Source organism: Streptomyces sp. NPDC004134 (assembly GCF_042874195.1).
Classification (GTDB): domain Bacteria; phylum Actinomycetota; class Actinomycetes; order Streptomycetales; family Streptomycetaceae; genus Streptomyces.
In genome coordinates this window covers 655,097-671,886 of sequence record NZ_JBIAMS010000001.1, presented here as the reverse complement: position 1 = coordinate 671,886, position 16,790 = coordinate 655,097, and the positions used below count along the sequence as shown (strand labels likewise).

Genomic DNA, 16,790 nt, shown 5'->3' with positions numbered 1-16,790 from the left:
GTCGCGTTTGTTCAAGACCGGCCGCGCCGCTGGCCGTACGTTCGCCCGTATGAGCAGCGAGAACAGCCGAGAGGCGAGCGAGAACGCCGATGTGTACGCCCTGATGAAGGAGTGCGCCGCCGAGGCCGCGCGGGTGGCCGGGGGCGTGCGGCAGGAGCAGTTGGCGGCACCCACGCCCTGCGCGGACTGGGACGTGCGCGCCCTCGTCAACCACTGGGTCTGCTTCACCTCCCACGGCCTGGAGCACCGCGCCCACCGCACCCCGCTCCCCGAGGAACTGCCGAAGCGCGACTTCGCCGCCGAGCCCGGCTGGGCGGACGCGTACGCGGCGCAGCTCGACCTGGCCCTCGCCGCCTGGGCGGCGCCCGCGGCCTGGGAGGGGGACGTCGACCTGGGCTTCCTGTCGATGCCCGCGCGGGAGGTGGCGGCGGTGATCGTCAAGGAGATGGCGGTGCACGGCTGGGACGTGGCGCGGGCGACCGGGCAGGAGTTCCGGGCGTCGGCGGGGATGGCGGCGCTGGTGCTGCGGGTCGCGGAGGACCACGGCGAGATGTACCGGCAGTACGACGGCTTCGCCGACGCCGTGCCCGTACCGCGGGACGCCCCGGCGTTCGACCGCGCCCTGGCCGCGACGGGCCGCGACCCGCGGCACCCGGCCGCCTGACCCGGGGCGCTACGCCAGCTCGAAGCCGGTCGTGGCCGGGATGTGCGCCGGGACCGTCTCGTGGCGGTCGCCGACGTTCACCGTGCCGGCCGGCTCGAACATCATGATCGCCGTGCCGGGCGCGGCCACGGGCCGGTGCTCGACGCCGCGCGGCACGGTGAACACGGCACCCCTGGGCAGCGGGCGCTGGGCCGGCCGCGCCGCCGCGCGCGGGGCCCGGCTCGTCAGCTTCTGCACCGGCGCGTACGCGCTGGCCGCCGCCGGGGTGCGGCAATGGGGGTACCCCCGCCAGTAAGGGCGTAGCCGGTGGGGGAGGCCGTCCGGCGGCGATCCACTGGCACTGGGCCGACCGCTTCGCCGCCCGCCACCCGGCCGTACGGGTCCGCCGCGACGTGCTCTTCGTCGACGACGGCGACGTGCTCACCGCGGCCGGCAGCGCCGCCGCCCTGGACCTGGGGCTGCACCTGATCCGCCGCGACCACGGCGCCGAAGTGGCCAACCACGGCAGCCGCCGGCTCGTCTTCGCCGCCCACCGCGACGGCGGCCAGCGGCAGTTCATCGAGCGCCCGGTGCCCGCGGTGCCGGACGCCTCGCTCGCCCCGGTGCTCGCCTGGGCGGCGGAGCGGCTCGACCGGCCGCTGGCCGTCGCCGACCTGGCCCGGTACGCCGCCGTCAGCCCAGCCACGCTGCACCGGCGCTTCGTCCACGAGCTGGGCACCACGCCGCTGGCGTGGCTGACGGGGGAGCGGGTGGCGCTGGCGTGCCGGCTGATCGAGCGCGGGGAGCACCGGCTGGAGGTGGTGGCGCGGACGAGCGGGCTGGGCACGGCGGCGAACCTGGGGACGCAGGTGCGGCGGCGTACGGGGCTGAGCCCGTCGGCGTACCGCGCCCGCCTCGGCCCGGCGGCCGGAGCGGGCCCCGGCGGCGGCTCCGGGCCCGGCCCCGGCTCCGGCTCCGGGCGTGCGCCCGTGCCCGTACCGGAAAAGGGTTCCGGGCCCGCCGCCCGGCCCTGCTAACCTCCTCCGCATGAAGCGCGCTGTGCAGACGACGACGCCGGACACCGTCCCGGCGCGCTGACCCACGACCCAGCCGAAGCCCCGGGGCCACCGCCCCGGGGCTTCGGCGTGCACCACCCCCGCGGGCGGCCACCGCCCCCACCGACCCGCGAGGAGCCCCACCGTGAAAGACCACCGCCGCCTCGGCCGCGAACTCGGCCTCTTCGGCACCGACCCCCTCATCGGCGCCGGACTCCCGTACTGGCTGCCCGCGGGCGCCGCCGTGCGGCAGGCGCTGGAGGAGTACGTCGCCGGCGTCGAGCAGCGCGCCGGCTACCAGCGCGTCTACTCACCCGTGCTCGCCAAGCGCGAGCTGTACGAGCTGTCGGGGCACTGGGAGCACTACCGCGACGACATGTTCCCGCCCATGCGCCTCGGCGGCGGCCCCGAAGGCGGCCCGGACGGTGAGGAAGTCGTGCTCCGCCCCAGCCTCTGCCCCCACCACGCCCTCATCTACCGCTCCCGCGAGCGCAGCTACCGCGAACTCCCGCTGCGCATCGCCGAACTGGGCGGCATGTACCGCGCCGAGCTGTCCGGCGTCCTCGGCGGCCTCACCCGCGTACGCGCCATCCAGCTCAACGACGCGCACGTCTTCTGCACCCTGGAGCAGGTCGCCGACGAGGCGCTTGCCGCGCTGCGGCTCATCCGCGAGGCGTACGCGGCGATGGGCCTGGAAGCCGCCCGCTACCGGCTCTCCCTGCCGGGCCCCGGCGCGAAGTACGTGCGCGACCCGGAGCTGTGGCGGCGGGCGGGCGCGCTGCTGGAGCAGGCGCTGGCCGCGGCCGGGATCGACTACGGGTCCGAGGAGGGCGAGGCGGCCTTCTACGGGCCGAAGATCGACGTGCAGGTGCTGGACGCGGCCGGCCGCGAGGCGACCCTGTCCACCGTGCAGGTCGACTTCCACCAGCCGGCACGCTTCGGCCTCGCGTACGTGGGCGCGGACGGCGGGCGGCACCGCCCGGTGATGGTGCACCGCTCCGTCGTCGGCAGCGCGGAGCGGGCGGTGGCGCAGCTCGTGGAGGTGCACCAGGGGGCGTTCCCGCCGTGGCTGGCGCCGGTGCAGGCGGTGGTGCTGCCGGTGGGCGAGGCGGAGCTGGCGCCCGCGGAGGCGCTGCTGCGGCGGTGCGTGGCCGCGGGGCTGCGGGCGGAGCTGGTGGGGCCCGAGCGGGGCACCCTGGGCGCGCGGGTACGGGGTGCCCGGCTGGCCCCGTACCAGGTGGTGGTCGGGGCCCGGGAGGCGGCCGGCGGGGCGGCGGCGCTGCGGCTGCGCGACGGGCGGCGGCCCGCGCCGCTGCCCGCGGCGGAGGCGGTGGCGCGGATGGCGGCGGCGGTGGCGGCGCGGCGCCCGGAGCTGTGGCCGGACCTGGGGGAGGCCGCCGCCTGATCAGAGCCCGTCGAGGTCGTGCCAGTGCTCCTGCCAGCGCCAGTCGATGGGCTCGTCGGCGCGCTGGTAGCGGATGTCGGTCGACAGCCGGTACGTGGCGGCGGTGTTGTCCAGCGACGCGTGCACCATGTGCGCGGAGTGGACGACCATGTCACCGGCCGCGTAGTCCGCGAGGAGCCAGCGCGCGTCGTACTCCTCCGCCAGCGCCGGCAGGTCGGCGGTGATCGAGGCGGCCGGGCGCTTCAGCGTGCCCGCCGCCTCCGCCGCGAGGACCCGTACGTGGCTGCGCTCCAGATACACCAGCCCGCCCAGCTCCACGGGGCAGTCGCCGAGCGGGATCCACGAGCTGAGCACCCGGTCCGTACCGTCGCGGAGATAGACGAGGTCGTAGTGCGCCTGCGTGGCGGTGCCGATTCCGGCCTCGCCGGGCCGGGTGTGGCGCAGGATCCTGCGCCGGTGCAGGAACGGCTCGCCGCCCAGGAACCAGGCGTACCAGTCCCGCACCGCGGGCTGCCGGCAGAACGCCGCGTACTCCGCCCCGGGCACGACCCGCCCGAAGAGCGCGGCGCGCTGCTCGCCCCGGGGCAGTTCGGGGTCCACGTGCGCGAAGTAGAAGCGCCGGAACTCCCGTACGCCGCCGGGGTCGAGCACCCCCCGCAGCCACAGATACCCCTCCCGCCGCAGCCGCGTCCACAGCGCCTCGCGGTCACCCCGCTCGGCGTCCGGCACGGGCCGCAACTCGCCCAGGCGGCGCAGGGACTCGTCGAGGACGTAGCCGTTGGAGGTGACCATGGCCCCAGGATGACCGCGGGGGACGTCCGGGAACAGAGGGCCTTCCCAGGCCGGCGCGCGCGCCGTCAGGTCGTGTGCGGGCGTGTGCCCTTGTCAGGAACGGTCGTCCACGACGTCCAGGTCGACGAACCTGGGCTCGGAAGTGCACAGCTCGCGGAGCCGCCCCGCGATGCGCTGCGTTTCCGGCAGGTCGTTGTTGACCATCGCCTGTTCATACGACGGGAATTCGACGATGTCCACGAAATGCCGGCTGCTTTCCCGGTCCCGTGCGTGGATTTCCCGCGACATCGTGCGCTTCCCCTCGGTGGCCGCCATCCATTCATCCATGGCCTGGCCCAGTTCCTCGGGGTTGTCCGACTCGTACTCGATGAGCTGCACGAACGTCATCGTCCTCAGCTTCCCTTCGCGTACTCCGTCGCCATGGCGCCGGCGAAGTCGTAGAGGATGACCTGTTCGTCACCCACGACCCAGGCGTCGTGGCCGGGCGGGCAGACGAAGACGTCGCCGGCCTGCACCTCGGATTCCTGGCCGCTGTCCATGAGGATGTGCATGCGGCCCTGAACGACGTAACCGTTGTGGTGCACCATGCAGGTTTCGGTACCCGCCAGGGGTTTGACCGACTCCGACCAGCGCCAGCCGGGCTCGAAAGTCGCGACCGCGAAGTCCAGGCCGGTCATGTGCACCGCTTCGAGGTGACCGCGCGGGAAGTCGCGTCGTTCGTCCGGCTTCTCGATGGTCTTCACTTCCAGCATCGCGATACCTCCCTTCTTGCCCTTCCAGTGTGCGCTTCGTGCGCCGAGGGCGGCAAACAGAGGGAGGTATCGCGGGACGGGTCCTAGATGCCGGAGTACGAGTGCAGGCCGTCGACGAACATGTTGACGCCGTAGTAATTGAAGAGGAAGCAGAGGAACGCGACGATCGCCAGGTACGCGGCCTTGCGGCCCTTCCACCCGGCGGTGGCGCGGGCGTGCAGGTAACAGGCGTACGCGACCCACGTGATGAAGGACCAGACCTCCTTGGGGTCCCAGCCCCAGTAGCGGCCCCAGGCGCTCTCCGCCCAGATCGCGCCCGCCACGATGGTGAAGGTCCAGAACGGGAAGACCGCCGCGTTCACCCGGTAGGCGAACTTGTCCAGCGACGCCGCCGCCGGCATCCGGCTCAGCACCGAGCGCGCGAACGAACCGGGCTGCGGGCCCTTCGGGTCCGCGAGCTTCGCCTCGTAGCGGTCGCGGAAGAGGTAGAGGACCGTCGCGACCATGCCGAGGTAGAACAGCGCCCCGCAGGCGATGGCGAGCGAGACGTGGATCCACAGCCAGTACGAGTCGAGCGCCGGCACCAACTGGTCGCTGTCGGTGTAGAGCACCGACACGGCCAGGCCCAGGTCGAGCAGGACCGTGGTGACCAGCGGCAGGCCCATCCAGCGGATGTTCTTGCGGGCCGCCAGGAAGCCGAGGTACGCGGCCACCGCGACCATGGAGAAGGTCGTGGAGAACTCGTACATGTTGCCCCACGGCGCCCGCTGCACCGACAGGGCGCGCGTCAGCACCCCGGCGGCGTGCAGCGCGAAGGCCAGCACCGTGAGGGCGACGGCGACGCGGCCGTAGACGTCGCCCTGCTCGTCGCCGCCCGCCGCACCGGGGCCGTCGGGCACGGCCGGGGTGCCGGAGGAGCCGCGGGTGACGACCTTCGGGCGCTCCAGCACGGCGGTGCCGCCGCCGCGCTTCTTGACCGTGACGGTCACGGCGGGCGCGTCCGCGCCGGCCGCCTGCCGCGGGGTGAGCGCGGCGGCGGTCGTGGCCACGCGGCTACGGCTGCCGAAGACCCACTCCCCGACATGCGCGAAGAAGGCGAGGGCGTAGACGGCCATCGCCGAGTAGATGAGGACGTTGCTGATGTCCGCCAGGTTCTGGTCGGTCGCGGCAGCGATGTTCACGCGCGCGCTCCTTCATCGGGCTTGGCTTCGGGCCCTTCGGGCTCGTCGGGTTCGTCTGACTCGGTCTCTTCTGACGTCGTGGCTGCGGGCTTGGCTGCCGGGCCGGCTGCGGGCCCGGCTTCGGACTCTACGGACTTCGCACCCGCCGCCGCGGACCCACCCCCGGCCGCGCCGGACTTGTCCCCGGCCGCGGCCTCGCCGGTGTCCTTGCCGCCGCCGCCGTCGCCGTCGGCGTCGTCCGCGGTGGCCACCGCGGGTGCCCCGTCCGTCTGCAGCGCCACCGCCAGGTCCGCCAGTTCCTCCGGCAGCCGCGCGCTCTCGCTGCGCCCCAGCCCCGCCAGCTCCACGACCGTACGGCCGTCCGCCCCCGGCGCCGTACGCAGCCACACCCGCCGGCGCTGGATGAACAGCGACCCGGCGAGGCCGACGATGGCGAGGATGGACCCGCCCAGCGCCCAGTAGTTGCCGGGCTGCTGGGAGATCTGGAAGCTGGCCCAGCGCTCCAGCCGCTCGAACTTCAGCGACCCCGCCCCGTTCGGCAGCGTGAACGTGTCGCCGGGCCGCAGCGACTTCCGCAGCGGCTCGCCGTTCTTCTGCTTGAACTGCTTCAGCCGCTCGGTGTCGAGCTGGTACACGTTCTGCGGCACGCCGGCGTCCACGCCGAGGTCGCCGCGGTAGGCGTTGAGGAACAGCGCGGGGTACTCGGGCCCCGGGAACTGCGAGACCATCCCCTCCTTGCTGTAGCCGCCGAACGTCGGGGTGAAGAAGCCCTGGAAGGCGATCTGGGTCTTCTCACCGTTCTCGTCCCGGTAGTCCGGGACCTTGATCGCACCGGTGGAGGTGTGGTTGCCGTCCTGCGGCAGGAACGCGACCGGGCCGCTGAACGCCACGTCGCCCTGGCCGTCGCGGACCGTGACGACGGGCGCGTAGCCGTGGCCGATGAGGAAGATCTTGGTGTCGTCGATCTGGAGCGGGTGGTTGACCTCGACGCGATCCTTGTGCTGCTCGCCGTCGGCACCCTTCCACCAGGTCAGATCGGCGTAGAACTCGCGCGCCGTGCCGCGCTGCGGCCCGTCTTTCTCGAACGTCGCCGTGAAGTCGTCCAGCGTGAAGCCGAACGAGTCGAGGTCGGCGCCGAACGCGGAGTCCTGGAAGTCGTCGTACTGCGTGAGGGTGTTGGCGAACCCGTCGCCCTCGACGATCAGCTTGCCGCCCTCGACGCGGAAGAGGTTCCCGGTGGCGAAGGCGACGAGGAGGACGAAGAGCGCGATGTGGAACAGCAGGTTGCCGGCCTCGCGCAGATAGCCCTTCTCGGCGGCGATCGCGCCCTCGTCGCCGGCCGGCGCCACGGCGTAGCGGAACCGGCGCCGCCGCAGGATCCGCTCCCCGGCCGCGCGCACCTCGGCCGCGTCGGCCTCGGTCTCCCACGTCGTGTACGCGGGCAGCCGCGTGAGGTTCCGCGGGGCACGCGGCGGGCGGGCGCGGAGCTGGCCCACGAACTGCCAGGAGCGCGGGATGATGCAGCCGGCCAGCGAGATGAACAGCAGGATGTAGATCGCCGAGAACCACACCGAGCTGTAGACGTCGAAGAGCTGGAGCTTGTCGTAGAGCGGGCCCAGCGTCTCGTGCCGCTCGCGGAACTGGCCGACCGCGATCTCGTCGACCGAGTTCTGCGGGATCAGCGAGCCGGGGATGGCGCCGAGCGACAGCAGGAACAGCAGTATCAGCGCCACCCGCATCGAGGTGAGCTGCCGCCAGAACCAGCGCGCCCACGCCACCAGCTCGCGCCCGAACGAGCCGCCCGGCACCGGGCTCTGCGGTGAGTCGTCGACCGGTGCCGTGGACAACTGGGACGCGGCGGCCGTCAGCTCGCGCTCGTCGGTCGTGGTCATGGCTCAGATCCCCACCGTGTAGTTCGACGTCCAGACCTGCATCTCGTTGATGATGCGGTCCCAGGCGCCCGTGAGTAGCAGGATGCCGGTCACGACGAGCATGCCGCCGCCGATTCGCATGACCCACACGTAGTGCCGCTTGACCCAGGCGAACGCCCCGAGCGCACGCCGGAAGGCGATGGCGGCGACGATGAACGGCAGCCCCAGGCCCAGGCAGTACGCGACCGTGAGCAGCGCGCCGCGGCCGGCGCTGGCCTCCTGCGTGGAGAGCGCGAGCACCGACATCAGCGTCGGCCCGATGCACGGCGTCCAGCCGATGCCGAAGACCATGCCGAGCATCGGCGCCCCGGCGAGTCCCACCGCGGGCCGCTTGTGGATCCGGAACTCCCGCTGGGTGAGCCCGCCGAGGGTGCGGCCCAGTATCCCCATGAACATCAGCCCGAGCAGTATCGTCAGCGCGCCGACGACCTTCGAGATCGTCTCCCGGTGCTCCAGCAGGTTGTTGCCGACGCTGCCGAAGAACGCGCCCGTCGAGACGAAGACCGCGGTGAAGCCGAGGACGAAGAGCCCCGCGCCCGCGGCCATCCGGCCGCGGCGGGCGTTCTCCAGGTCGGTGCCGCTGACCCCGGTGACGTAGCTGAGATAGCCGGGGACGAGCGGCAGCACGCACGGGGAGAAGAAGGACACCAGGCCGCCGAGCACCGCGACCGGCAGGGCCAGCAGCAGGGCCCCGGTCAGCACGGTCTGGTTCGGCTCCATGGCGTTACGTCACTTCTCCTCGATGACCGGTTCGAGCGCCTTGCGCAGCTCCTTCTCGGAGAGCGGCTTGAGGGCCCGTACGGCGATCTTCCCCTCGCGGTCGAGGATGAGCGTGGAGGGGATCGCCTGCGGCGAGAGGCTGTTCTCGGGGAACTTCAGGATCAGCTTCCCTGACGGGTCGTACAGGCTCGGGTATTCGATCTTGAAGGAGCGGTCGAACGCCTGGGCGTTGGCCACGTCGAGGTCGCGGGTGTTGATGCCGACGAACTGTACGCCGCGGTCGGCGGTGTCCTCGGAGACCTTGCGCAGGTTCGGCGCCTCGGCGCGGCAGGGGGCGCACCAGGAGCCCCACACGTTGAGGACGACGACCTTGCCGCGGTAGTCGGCGAGCGCGAGCTCCTCGCCGTCGGTGGTCTCGCCGGAGATGTCCGGCGCGGCGAGGCGCTCGGTCGCCTTCACCACGGTGAGCTGGCCGGTGCCGCTGACGAACTGGGTGTTGCCACCGGACGACGTCGCGTCCTCGCCGCACGCGGTCAGCGCCAGCGCGCCGGCGGCGGCCGCGGCGGCGGCCGCGAGGGTCCGGCGGTGGAGCCTCCTCGCAGAAATCATGTGAAAAGTTTCGCATGGCCCGGACAGGGATCTTCTCCACCCCCCTCTAGCGCCGCGCGGCGGGACGGAGGGGCTGCTCAGCCGGTCCGCGGGGCCGTCGGTCCCGCGCGGCCGCGGGGCCGCGGGGCCGCGGTCCTGCGCCGGCAGGGGGTCCGCAGGACCGCGCACGGGCCCGGACGGGCAGCCTTGTGCGGCCGCCCCGTGCGCTACGCCCGCGGGGCGTTGGCCGCCGCGCCGCGGATGGCGCCCCGGCCGAACTTGCGCTGCGCCCCCGCGAGGAGGTGCGGCGGCACCAGGTCGCGGGCGGGTTCGCTGTAGCCCACGGAGACGATGTCGTCGCCGTCGAACGTGAACGTCGTCAGCGACGCCAGCGTGCACTGCCGCGACCGCGGGTCGTGCCACAGCCGCCGGCCCTCGGCGAAGCTGCGCAGGATCCAGATGGGCAGTTGGTGGCTGACGCAGACGGCTTCGTGGCCGCGGGCGGCCTCGCGGGCGGACTGGAGCGCGCCCGTCATCCGTACGACCTGCTCGATGTACGGCTCGCCCCAGGAGGGGCGGAAGGGGTTGCTGAAGTACTTCCAGTTCGCCGGCTTGCGCAGCGCGCCGTCCCCGACGCCGAACGACTTGCCCTCGAAGACGTTGGCCGCCTCGATGAGCCGGTCGTCGGTGGCGACCTCCAGGCCGTGCGCCTTCGCGACCGGCGCGGCGGTCTCCTGCGCGCGCTCCAGCGGGGAGGCGACGACGTACCGCACGTCGCGCGCGGCGAGGTGCTCCGCGACGCGCTCGGCCATCCGCCGGCCCAGGTCGGAGAGGTGGTAGCCGGGGTTGCGGCCGTAGAGGACGCCGTCGGGGTTGTGGACCTCACCGTGGCGTACGACGTGCACGACGGTGAGATTCTCTTCATCTTTACCGCGCATGTCAGCCATTTTGGACGTCCTGCTCGCCGGCCGCCGACCCGCCCCCGGCTTCCGCGCCCGCTTCGGCCGCCGCGCGGGCCGCGACGGGCAGCGCGCGGGCGATCCGCTCCATCGCGTCCCCGTCCAGGGCGGTGGAGACGAACCAGCACTCGAAGGCGGACGGCGGCAGGTACACGCCCTCGGCGAGCATGGCGTGGAAGAAGGCCGTGAACTGCTCCGTACGCTGCGCCTTCGCGCCCTCGTAGTCGACGACGGGGGAGTCCGAGTCGGTGAAGAAGACGGAGAACATGTTGCTCGCCGTCTGCACCCGGTGCGGCACGCCCTCCTTGGCCAGCGCCTCGGTGGCGAGCCCGCGGAGCTGCCGGGAGACGGCGTCCAGCGTGTCGTACGCCGCGTCGTCCAGGAGCCGGAGCTGCGCGAGCCCGGCGGCGGTGGCGACGGGGTTCCCGGAGAGCGTGCCCGCCTGGTACACCGGCCCGGCCGGCGCGAGTCGCGCCATGACGTCCGCCCGGCCGCCGAACGCGGCGGCGGGGAAGCCGCCGCCCATGACCTTGCCGAAGGTCATCAGGTCCGGGGTCACACCGTCGACGCCGTACCAGCCGGCCCTGGAGGTACGGAAGCCGGTCATCACCTCGTCGGACACGTAGAGCGCGCCGTGCTCGGCGCACAGGTCCTTCAGCCCCTGGTTGAAACCGGGCAGCGGCGGCACCGTGCCCATGTTCCCGGGGGACGCCTCGGTGATCACGCAGGCGATGTCGCCGGGGTGCTCTTCGAACGCCGCGCGGACGGCTGCCAAATCGTTATACGGCAGTACGAGGGTCTCGCCGGCCTGCGCGCCGGTGACCCCGGGGGTATCCGGCAGCCCGAGCGTGGCGACCCCGGAGCCGGCCGCGGCGAGCAGCGCGTCGACGTGCCCGTGGTAGCAGCCGGCGAACTTCACGACCTTCGCCCGCCCGGTGAACCCGCGCGCCAGCCGGATCGCCGACATCGTCGCCTCGGTACCGGAGGAGACGAGTCGTACCTGCTCAGCAGGGGTGACCCGGGACACGATCTCCTCCGCGAGCGCCACCTCGCCGGTCCCGGGGGTGCCGAACGACGTCCCGCGCGCGACGGCCTCCTGTACCGCGGCGGTCACCTCGGGGTGCGCATGGCCGAGGATCATCGGTCCCCACGAGCAGACGAGGTCGACGTACTCGCGACCGTCGGCGTCCGTCAGGTACGGACCCTTCCCCGACACCATGAACCGGGGCGTACCGCCCACGGCGCGGAACGCACGCACCGGAGAGTTCACGCCGCCGGGCGTCACGGCGGCCGCACGGTCGTAGAGCTTCTGCGAGACTGGAGCCTGGTACGGATAAGTCACGCAAGCCATGGTCTCAGAGTCGCAAGGCGACCCGCGTCGGGGTGTTTCGCGGGCCCGCCGCTGGGGATGTAGCTGAGACGATGATCGGGTTGCGCGGCGGGGGCAGTGCACATCTGAGAGCAGTCGGGTGGAGATATGCATCGCGGTGGCGAACTGGGCGAAGGGACCGATGACCGAGGGCCCCGGCGCGCCAGGTCAGGACGCCATCGCCGGGTGAACCACGGCGGCGAGGGCGTGAACAGGAACGACGGCCGGTCGGGCGGCGTGACGTACAAGTACTTCGGCGCGCCCGACGGCGCGACGGCCGCCCGCGTGCCGATCTCCATGCGCCCCGAGGAACTCGGCGGCGACGAACTCGGCCAGGGCGGGCTCTTCGCCAAGGTGAAGCCCGAGACGATGTCCGCGATGGTCCTCACCGGCATCGAGGGCATACCGCTGCACAAGGTCCCGCCCCTGGAACTCGTCGTCCTCCACCCCGACTACGCGGTGGTCCGCCTCCCCATGACGGTGGTCGACCCCCTCCGCGGCATCGGCGAGGAGGAGGTCGGCGCCGCCGCCTTCATCTGGTCCACGGTCCCCGACCGCGGCGGCCCTCGCGACGCCTTCGACGTCTACCGGATGCTCCACGAGTGGCAGGAGTTCGCCGACAGGCTCCACGAGGCGGGGCATCAGCCGTACTGTCTAGTGTGGCCCTGACCTGCGCTTTAGTGGGTTACGGTCTCGGTTGCAGGAGCGGACTCAGAGGTCTCGCAAAGGCGGTGATCAGGCCGCCAGGGCACATTGAGGGCACACGCCGGAGTGATCTTCGGGGGATGTGCCCTCTGTCGTGTCCGCCCTGCCCTTGCCGACGCCGGCACCCAGGACGGTGTCGATCGCCTGACGGGTGCGGGCCTCGCTCTGCGGCATGAGGTGGGTGTACGTCCGCAGCGTGAAGCCGGGATCGGAGTGCCCGAGGTACTCGGAGAGCGCCTTGATGCTCTCCCCGGCGTCGAGGAGCACCGAGGCGTACGTGTGCCGGAGGGCATGCATGCCGTCGTCGGGCGCGGCGGCCATGTACTTCACTCCGCGCTCGCGGGGCGGGATGACTCCGGCGACGACGAGCGCGCGCTTCCAGTCGCCTTGGTTGAAGACGCTCCGGTTGTAGGCGTTGCCCTTGGTATCCGTGAAGATCAGCCGGTGCGTCTGCGGCTCACCGTCCGGCGTGGCCCAGGGCAAGGCGATGTCGGTCGCGGGGAACTTCTTCAGGTGCCGCTTCAGCACCTTGGCCAGCTCGTCAGGCAACGGCACGGAGCGAATCCGATCGCCCTTCGGCAGAGCGAACACCTTCTTGCTGCGTACCAGCCGTATCTGGCGTCTGACGTGGATGAGCTTGCGGGGGAAGTCGATGTCGCCTTCGGCGACGCCGAAGATCTCTCCCTGACGAGTCCGCAGCCGAAGCCCAGCGAGCCGCCGGCCGTGAAACGGTCGGGGAGACCGGAGATCACCGCTTGAACCCGGTCGAGCGTCCACGGCACCACCGGCTTCTTCGCGTGCTTCGGCAGCTTCACGGAACTGGACCGGCACGGGTTCCGAGCCAGGAGACCGTCCTCGACGGCCGCGTCCAGCATGCCCACCAGGACGTCGTGGACGCAGCCGATGCTGGACGCCTGTAGCCCGGCGGCCTGTACCTTCTTGATCCAGCCCTGGATGCTCGACGGTCGGGTCAGGTTGCGGACCTCGTGCCCGCCGAGGTGCGGAACGATGTGGTTCCGGATTTCCCGCTCGTACCGCTCGTACGTCGTCGGTCCCGCTGTTACGGCCGCGAGCCATTGCTCGGCGTACTTGGCGAGGGTGATCTTCCCGGCCGAGGGGTCGACGTAGACGCCGCGCTGCAAGTCGTTCTCGACCTCGGCCGCGCGGGCGTCAGCCTTGGCTTTGATTTCGTAGTTCTCTTTGCGCTGGGTGCCGTTGAGGTCGCGGTAGCGGACCTGCCAGCGTTTGCCGGTGCCGTGTTCGCTGGTGGGTACCAGGCGGCGGGTGCGGCTCTTGTGCTCGGGGCATTGGGGGTCGTCGGGCTTGGGGTGGGATTTGTGCCATCGGTCGTAGACGTCAGCCATCGAGCAGGGCCTCCTTGAGGTCGTCCAGCAGGTGGATGAGTTCGGTCTTGGTCAGGTGGCCGAGCGGATTCGGGCCCGGGGGGTTGCCTCCGTTCGTGACGAGGTGGTCGGCGCGGCGGCCTTCGGGGCGGGTGCGGGTGGCGTGGTCGAGGGCGCTGTCGTTCTCGCGGGGGAGGAGGGGGTGGATGCCGTCGGCCCAGTCCCAGGCGTGGCGGGTGGTGACTTGACCGGCGCCGGTGACGGTGGTGGTGGTGTCGTCGGCGACCGGGGGGAGCAGGAGGGTGGTTGGTGAGACGCCGAGGGCGGCGGCGAGGGCGGCGAGGTCGTCGACGTCGCAGCGGCGGTCGCCGCGTTCGATCTTGCTGAGTGCGGTGGAGGGGATGGGGCGGCCCAAGTCGGTCAGGCGCTCGGCGAGTTGGCGCTGGGAGATGCCGAGGAGGGTGCGGATGCGTTCGATGTTGGTGGCGGTCTGACGGCCGGTGGGGCCGATCTCCACGGGGCGGGTTGCCATGACCGCGATGTTGGCCTGGGGGGCGGGTCTCAGGCAAGTCCCAGTGTACGGCTTCGAGGTGTGGGGCCGGGGTGGTCGGCGGTGTGCGGCGGGGAACATAGACGGCGATCGTCGGTTAGGCAAACCGGCGTTCTTGCTGACAATTGATGGGTCGAGTTCAACGCCCGGTGTCGTTTGGTCGTGTTACATGGTTTCGGCCACAATGTCGCTGGATGGGTTCCCGATCGTGTGGCACCGTCCGGTGCTGCGCGGCCACCGTCTCGTCATGATGGAGAGTGTTGGATGCGTTCATCCCGTGCCAGTGGGTCCGCCGCGGCCTCGTCCCGTACGCCGTCGTCCAGCTCGGAGCGCCGGCCGCTGGCCTCCCCGGAGGAGTTGTCGGCCTACCTCGGTGTTCCGCTGGGGACTTTGTACTCCTGGAATCACCGGGGGATCGGTCCGAAGGCGACCAAGGTCGGCCGTCACCTGCGCTACCGCTGGGAGGAGGTGGAGGTGTGGCTGGATTCCCGGACGACGGACCACGACGCGGCCTGACCGCCAAGACGAGGTGGCCCCCGGTGCGCCAACACCAGGGGCCGAAGACACCTCAAGAAACCGCCCTGTAAGCGATCTACCAAGCGGTGTGGGCCGGGTGGCTGCCTGGCCCGCACCGGGTGAGGAATGTCCGTGAGTGAGGGTACAGCCCCGACCCCTCCCACCGAACCACCACAATCCGCCGGCACCGGCCAAGAGACAGGTGATCACCTCGTTGCTGCGGCCCGCGCCAGCCAGGAACGACAGGGACCGCAGCCCTCCGCACCCGTCTCGCACCGGGAGCAACGCCGTGATACCCGTGCTGCTGAGCTGGTCGCGCGCGCCGAGCGCAATGCCGCCCGGACGGCCACGGCACGCGAACAGAACCCCCAGGCCGAACCCGCGAGTTCCGGTCAGTCCACATCCGCAGACCGCACCACGACTTCCGACCGAGGCAGGGCATCCGGTCAGCCGACCGCGGCGGACCGGGCGGCTGACCCCGCGGTCAGCGACCCGACCGCAGCACCGCCAGGGACCGATGGGCACGGGAGGGCGGATGTCTCCGAGGGTTCCGGTGGCCTGTCCTCCGCTGACCTGACCGGGTCGGCCTCCTCGTCTGAATCGACTGCTTCGGCTGGTCGGGGTGTCGTTGACGGGGCGGAGGTGCTGGGCGAGTTGCGGTCGGCGATTGCCCGGTACGTGGTGCTGCCGAATGAGGAGGCGTTGACCGCGGTCACGTTGTGGGTGGCGGCCAGCCACCTTCAGCCGGTGTTGCAGCATGCGCCGAGGATGGCGATCGTGGGGCCGACGAAGAAGTGCGGGAAGTCCCGTCTGCTGGACATCCTTGCCGAGACGGTCAACAGACCGATGATCACGGTGAACACCAGCCCGGCGGTCATCTTCCGGGTCATCGGTATGGAGCCGCCGACGCTGCTGGTGGACGAGGCGGACACGATCTTCGGCGCGAAGGTGGCGGAGAAGAACGAGGAACTGCGCGGGCTGCTCAACGCCGGGCACCAGCGCAACCGCCCGGCCTGGCGGATCACCGGCCCTGAACACCAGCCGACCCCGTTTCCCACCTTCGCCATGGCCGCACTCGCGGGGATCGGCGACCTGCCGGACACCATCATGGACCGCGCCATCTTCATCCGGATGCAGCGCCGCCACAAAGGCGAGGAGATCGCCGACTTCCGCGTACCCCGCGACAGCCGGCTCCTCAACGACCTGCGCGAGCGGCTGACCGCGTGGCTGACCCCGCTGACCGAGCAGGCCGCCGAGATGACCCCGGCGATGCCGGTGGCCGACCGCGCCGCGGACACCTGGGAGCCGCTGGTGCTGGTGGCCGACCTCGCCGGCGGCCACTGGCCCACCCTGGCCCGCACGGCATGCGTCGCGATGACCGCGCACGAGGCCGGCCAGGACGAGGAAGCCAGCCTGAAGACCCGGCTGCTGCGCGACATCCGCCGCGCCTTCGCCGACGCTGGCAACCCCACCGCGCTGCGCACCCGCGACCTGCTCGCCACCCTGTGCCAGGACGCGGAAGCCCCTTGGGCCGACCACGCGACTGGTGGGCTGAACGCCTACCACCTGAGTAACCTGCTGCGCGATTTCGGTATCACCCCGGTCAACATCCGCTTCCCCGAAGGCACCCAGGCCAAGGGATACCCCCGCAGCAAGTTCACCGACGCCTGGGACCGCTACTGCCCCGAACCCGAACCCGAACCCGAACCCCAACCCGAACCCACCCCACCCCACCACGCGGGACCGTCCCCAACCGCGGCCCCGGCCGCGACCGCGTCCCGGTCCCCGAGCACGGTCCCCGCGCCGGTCCCGGTCCCGAACACGGTGGCGGTCCCGCCACCCGGCCCTACGCCCGGTCCCGCGCGCCGCCGATAGTCCGTCCCGGGGACCGCCGGATGCGTCCCATCCGTCCCACCGCAGGTCAACGCCGGGACGGATGGGCTCGACGGGACGCACACATCCGTCCCGGTCCCCGGTCCCCGCTGCTCGGTCCCCGGTCCCCGCTGCTCGGTCCCCGGTCCCCGCTGCTCGGTCCCCGGTCCCCGGTCCCCGGTCCCCGGTCCCCGGTCCCGAGTGTGGTGGCGGTTCCACCGCCTGGCACCACGTCCGGTTCCGCCGCCGATAGTCCGTCCCGGGACGGCCGGATGCGTCCCATCCGTCCCCGCGCAGCTCAGCGCTGGGACGGACTGGTTCGACGGGACGGACTCATCCGTCCCGGTCCCCGTATCCGTACCTGTGCTGACCAGCCCTGCAACGCATGGGACGGATAGCACCCGACCCG

At 72.0% G+C, this 16,790-nt stretch carries 17 protein-coding genes and 2 pseudogenes; 6 read left to right on the top strand and 13 right to left on the bottom strand.

From position 1 onward, the window contains the following. Positions 1-49: 49 nt before the first annotated feature. Entirely contained in the window at positions 50-664 is a 615-nt protein-coding gene (locus tag ACFYVJ_RS03130) for a TIGR03086 family metal-binding protein (RefSeq protein WP_388886046.1), read from the top strand. 9 nt (positions 665-673) lie between these two features. Here ACFYVJ_RS03130 and ACFYVJ_RS03125 read toward each other — a convergent pair. Further along, positions 674-844: pseudogene (locus ACFYVJ_RS03125) on the bottom strand (cupin); the annotation flags it as partial. Positions 845-860: 16 nt separating this feature from the next. Here ACFYVJ_RS03125 and ACFYVJ_RS03120 point away from each other — a divergent pair. Both ACFYVJ_RS03120 and thrS read left to right on the top strand, forming a co-directional pair. Continuing rightward, a pseudogene (locus ACFYVJ_RS03120) lies at positions 861-1,680 on the top strand (GlxA family transcriptional regulator); the annotation flags it as partial. Positions 1,681-1,843: 163 nt separating this feature from the next. Continuing rightward, positions 1,844-3,103 (top strand): threonine--tRNA ligase, encoded by a 1,260-nt coding sequence (thrS, locus tag ACFYVJ_RS03115; protein ID WP_388886044.1) that lies wholly within the window; start codon positions 1,844-1,846, stop codon positions 3,101-3,103. On the opposite strand, the gene ACFYVJ_RS03110 is transcribed toward thrS, so the two are convergent. The 9 genes from ACFYVJ_RS03110 to hemL form a co-directional block, all read right to left on the bottom strand. Then, entirely contained in the window at positions 3,104-3,895 is a 792-nt protein-coding gene (locus ACFYVJ_RS03110) for a phytanoyl-CoA dioxygenase family protein (RefSeq protein ID WP_388886042.1), read from the bottom strand. It lies immediately after the preceding gene. Positions 3,896-3,988: 93 nt separating this feature from the next. After that, complete coding sequence (locus tag ACFYVJ_RS03105; RefSeq protein ID WP_388886041.1) at positions 3,989-4,282, bottom strand: hypothetical protein; 294 nt, start codon at positions 4,280-4,282, stop codon at positions 3,989-3,991. A gap of 5 nt (positions 4,283-4,287) precedes the next feature. Then, positions 4,288-4,647, bottom strand: coding sequence for a cupin domain-containing protein (locus ACFYVJ_RS03100; protein ID WP_388886039.1), 360 nt, complete (start codon positions 4,645-4,647; stop codon positions 4,288-4,290). Between the two features lie 83 nt (positions 4,648-4,730). Then, positions 4,731-5,828 carry a c-type cytochrome biogenesis protein CcsB gene (ccsB, locus tag ACFYVJ_RS03095; RefSeq protein WP_388886037.1) on the bottom strand — a complete coding sequence of 366 codons (1,098 nt, stop codon included), beginning with the start codon at positions 5,826-5,828 and terminating at the stop codon, positions 4,731-4,733. Further along, entirely contained in the window at positions 5,825-7,720 is a 1,896-nt protein-coding gene (locus tag ACFYVJ_RS03090) for a cytochrome c biogenesis protein ResB (RefSeq protein WP_388886035.1), read from the bottom strand. Before ACFYVJ_RS03090 ends, ccsB begins: the two co-directional genes overlap by 4 nt. A gap of 3 nt (positions 7,721-7,723) precedes the next feature. Continuing rightward, positions 7,724-8,479 (bottom strand): cytochrome c biogenesis CcdA family protein, encoded by a 756-nt coding sequence (locus ACFYVJ_RS03085; RefSeq protein ID WP_388886033.1) that lies wholly within the window; start codon positions 8,477-8,479, stop codon positions 7,724-7,726. Positions 8,480-8,488: 9 nt separating this feature from the next. Beyond that, positions 8,489-9,088, bottom strand: a complete 600-nt coding sequence (locus ACFYVJ_RS03080; RefSeq protein WP_388886032.1) for a TlpA family protein disulfide reductase — start codon at positions 9,086-9,088, stop codon at positions 8,489-8,491. A 206-nt stretch (positions 9,089-9,294) separates the two neighbouring features. After that, on the bottom strand, positions 9,295-10,005 hold the full coding sequence (locus ACFYVJ_RS03075; RefSeq protein ID WP_388886030.1) for a histidine phosphatase family protein: 711 nt from the start codon (positions 10,003-10,005) through the stop codon (positions 9,295-9,297). A 1-nt stretch (position 10,006) separates the two neighbouring features. Continuing rightward, positions 10,007-11,377 carry a glutamate-1-semialdehyde 2,1-aminomutase gene (hemL, locus tag ACFYVJ_RS03070; protein WP_388886028.1) on the bottom strand — a complete coding sequence of 457 codons (1,371 nt, stop codon included), beginning with the start codon at positions 11,375-11,377 and terminating at the stop codon, positions 10,007-10,009. Between the two features lie 126 nt (positions 11,378-11,503). Between hemL and ACFYVJ_RS03065 the strand changes: the two genes are divergently transcribed. Then, positions 11,504-12,064: a hypothetical protein gene (locus ACFYVJ_RS03065; RefSeq protein WP_199784250.1), complete on the top strand. Its 561-nt coding sequence runs from the start codon at positions 11,504-11,506 to the stop codon at positions 12,062-12,064. Between the two features lie 66 nt (positions 12,065-12,130). Here ACFYVJ_RS03065 and ACFYVJ_RS03060 read toward each other — a convergent pair whose 3' ends face one another. Genes ACFYVJ_RS03060 through ACFYVJ_RS03050 form a run of 3 tightly spaced genes read right to left on the bottom strand, consistent with a single transcriptional unit; the run spans position 12,131 to position 13,975 of the window. Then, positions 12,131-12,733, bottom strand: coding sequence for a tyrosine-type recombinase/integrase (locus tag ACFYVJ_RS03060; protein WP_388886162.1), 603 nt, complete (start codon positions 12,731-12,733; stop codon positions 12,131-12,133). After that, positions 12,622-13,464, bottom strand: a complete 843-nt coding sequence (xerC, locus tag ACFYVJ_RS03055) for a tyrosine recombinase XerC (protein WP_388886026.1) — start codon at positions 13,462-13,464, stop codon at positions 12,622-12,624. Before xerC ends, ACFYVJ_RS03060 begins: the two co-directional genes overlap by 112 nt. Beyond that, entirely contained in the window at positions 13,457-13,975 is a 519-nt protein-coding gene (locus ACFYVJ_RS03050) for a helix-turn-helix domain-containing protein (protein WP_388886025.1), read from the bottom strand. The genes xerC and ACFYVJ_RS03050 overlap by 8 nt, the downstream gene beginning before the upstream one ends. Before the next feature lie 282 nt (positions 13,976-14,257). On the opposite strand from ACFYVJ_RS03050, the gene ACFYVJ_RS03045 reads away from it, so the two are divergent. Continuing rightward, entirely contained in the window at positions 14,258-14,509 is a 252-nt protein-coding gene (locus ACFYVJ_RS03045) for a helix-turn-helix transcriptional regulator (RefSeq protein WP_388886023.1), read from the top strand. Positions 14,510-15,163: 654 nt separating this feature from the next. Next, complete coding sequence (locus ACFYVJ_RS03040) at positions 15,164-16,384, top strand: DUF3631 domain-containing protein (protein WP_388886021.1); 1,221 nt, start codon at positions 15,164-15,166, stop codon at positions 16,382-16,384. The last annotated feature ends 406 nt before the right edge of the window (positions 16,385-16,790 follow it).

Bases quoted from the DNA above. Each gene is read 5' to 3' on its own strand.
- ACFYVJ_RS03130 (WP_388886046.1), top strand. From the start codon at position 50: ATGAGCAGCGAGAACAGCCGAGAGGCGAGCGAGAACGCCGATGTGTAC.
- ACFYVJ_RS03110 (WP_388886042.1), bottom strand. From the start codon at position 3,895: ATGGTCACCTCCAACGGCTACGTCCTCGACGAGTCCCTGCGCCGCCTG.
- ACFYVJ_RS03105 (WP_388886041.1), bottom strand. From the start codon at position 4,282: ATGACGTTCGTGCAGCTCATCGAGTACGAGTCGGACAACCCCGAGGAA.
- ACFYVJ_RS03100 (WP_388886039.1), bottom strand. From the start codon at position 4,647: ATGCTGGAAGTGAAGACCATCGAGAAGCCGGACGAACGACGCGACTTC.
- ACFYVJ_RS03090 (WP_388886035.1), bottom strand. From the start codon at position 7,720: ATGACCACGACCGACGAGCGCGAGCTGACGGCCGCCGCGTCCCAGTTG.
- ACFYVJ_RS03085 (WP_388886033.1), bottom strand. From the start codon at position 8,479: ATGGAGCCGAACCAGACCGTGCTGACCGGGGCCCTGCTGCTGGCCCTG.
- ACFYVJ_RS03080 (WP_388886032.1), bottom strand. From the start codon at position 9,088: ATGATTTCTGCGAGGAGGCTCCACCGCCGGACCCTCGCGGCCGCCGCC.
- ACFYVJ_RS03075 (WP_388886030.1), bottom strand. From the start codon at position 10,005: ATGCGCGGTAAAGATGAAGAGAATCTCACCGTCGTGCACGTCGTACGC.
- hemL (WP_388886028.1), bottom strand. From the start codon at position 11,377: ATGGCTTGCGTGACTTATCCGTACCAGGCTCCAGTCTCGCAGAAGCTC.
- ACFYVJ_RS03065 (WP_199784250.1), top strand. From the start codon at position 11,504: ATGCATCGCGGTGGCGAACTGGGCGAAGGGACCGATGACCGAGGGCCC.
- xerC (WP_388886026.1), bottom strand. From the start codon at position 13,464: ATGGCTGACGTCTACGACCGATGGCACAAATCCCACCCCAAGCCCGAC.
- ACFYVJ_RS03050 (WP_388886025.1), bottom strand. From the start codon at position 13,975: ATGGCAACCCGCCCCGTGGAGATCGGCCCCACCGGCCGTCAGACCGCC.
- ACFYVJ_RS03045 (WP_388886023.1), top strand. From the start codon at position 14,258: ATGCGTTCATCCCGTGCCAGTGGGTCCGCCGCGGCCTCGTCCCGTACG.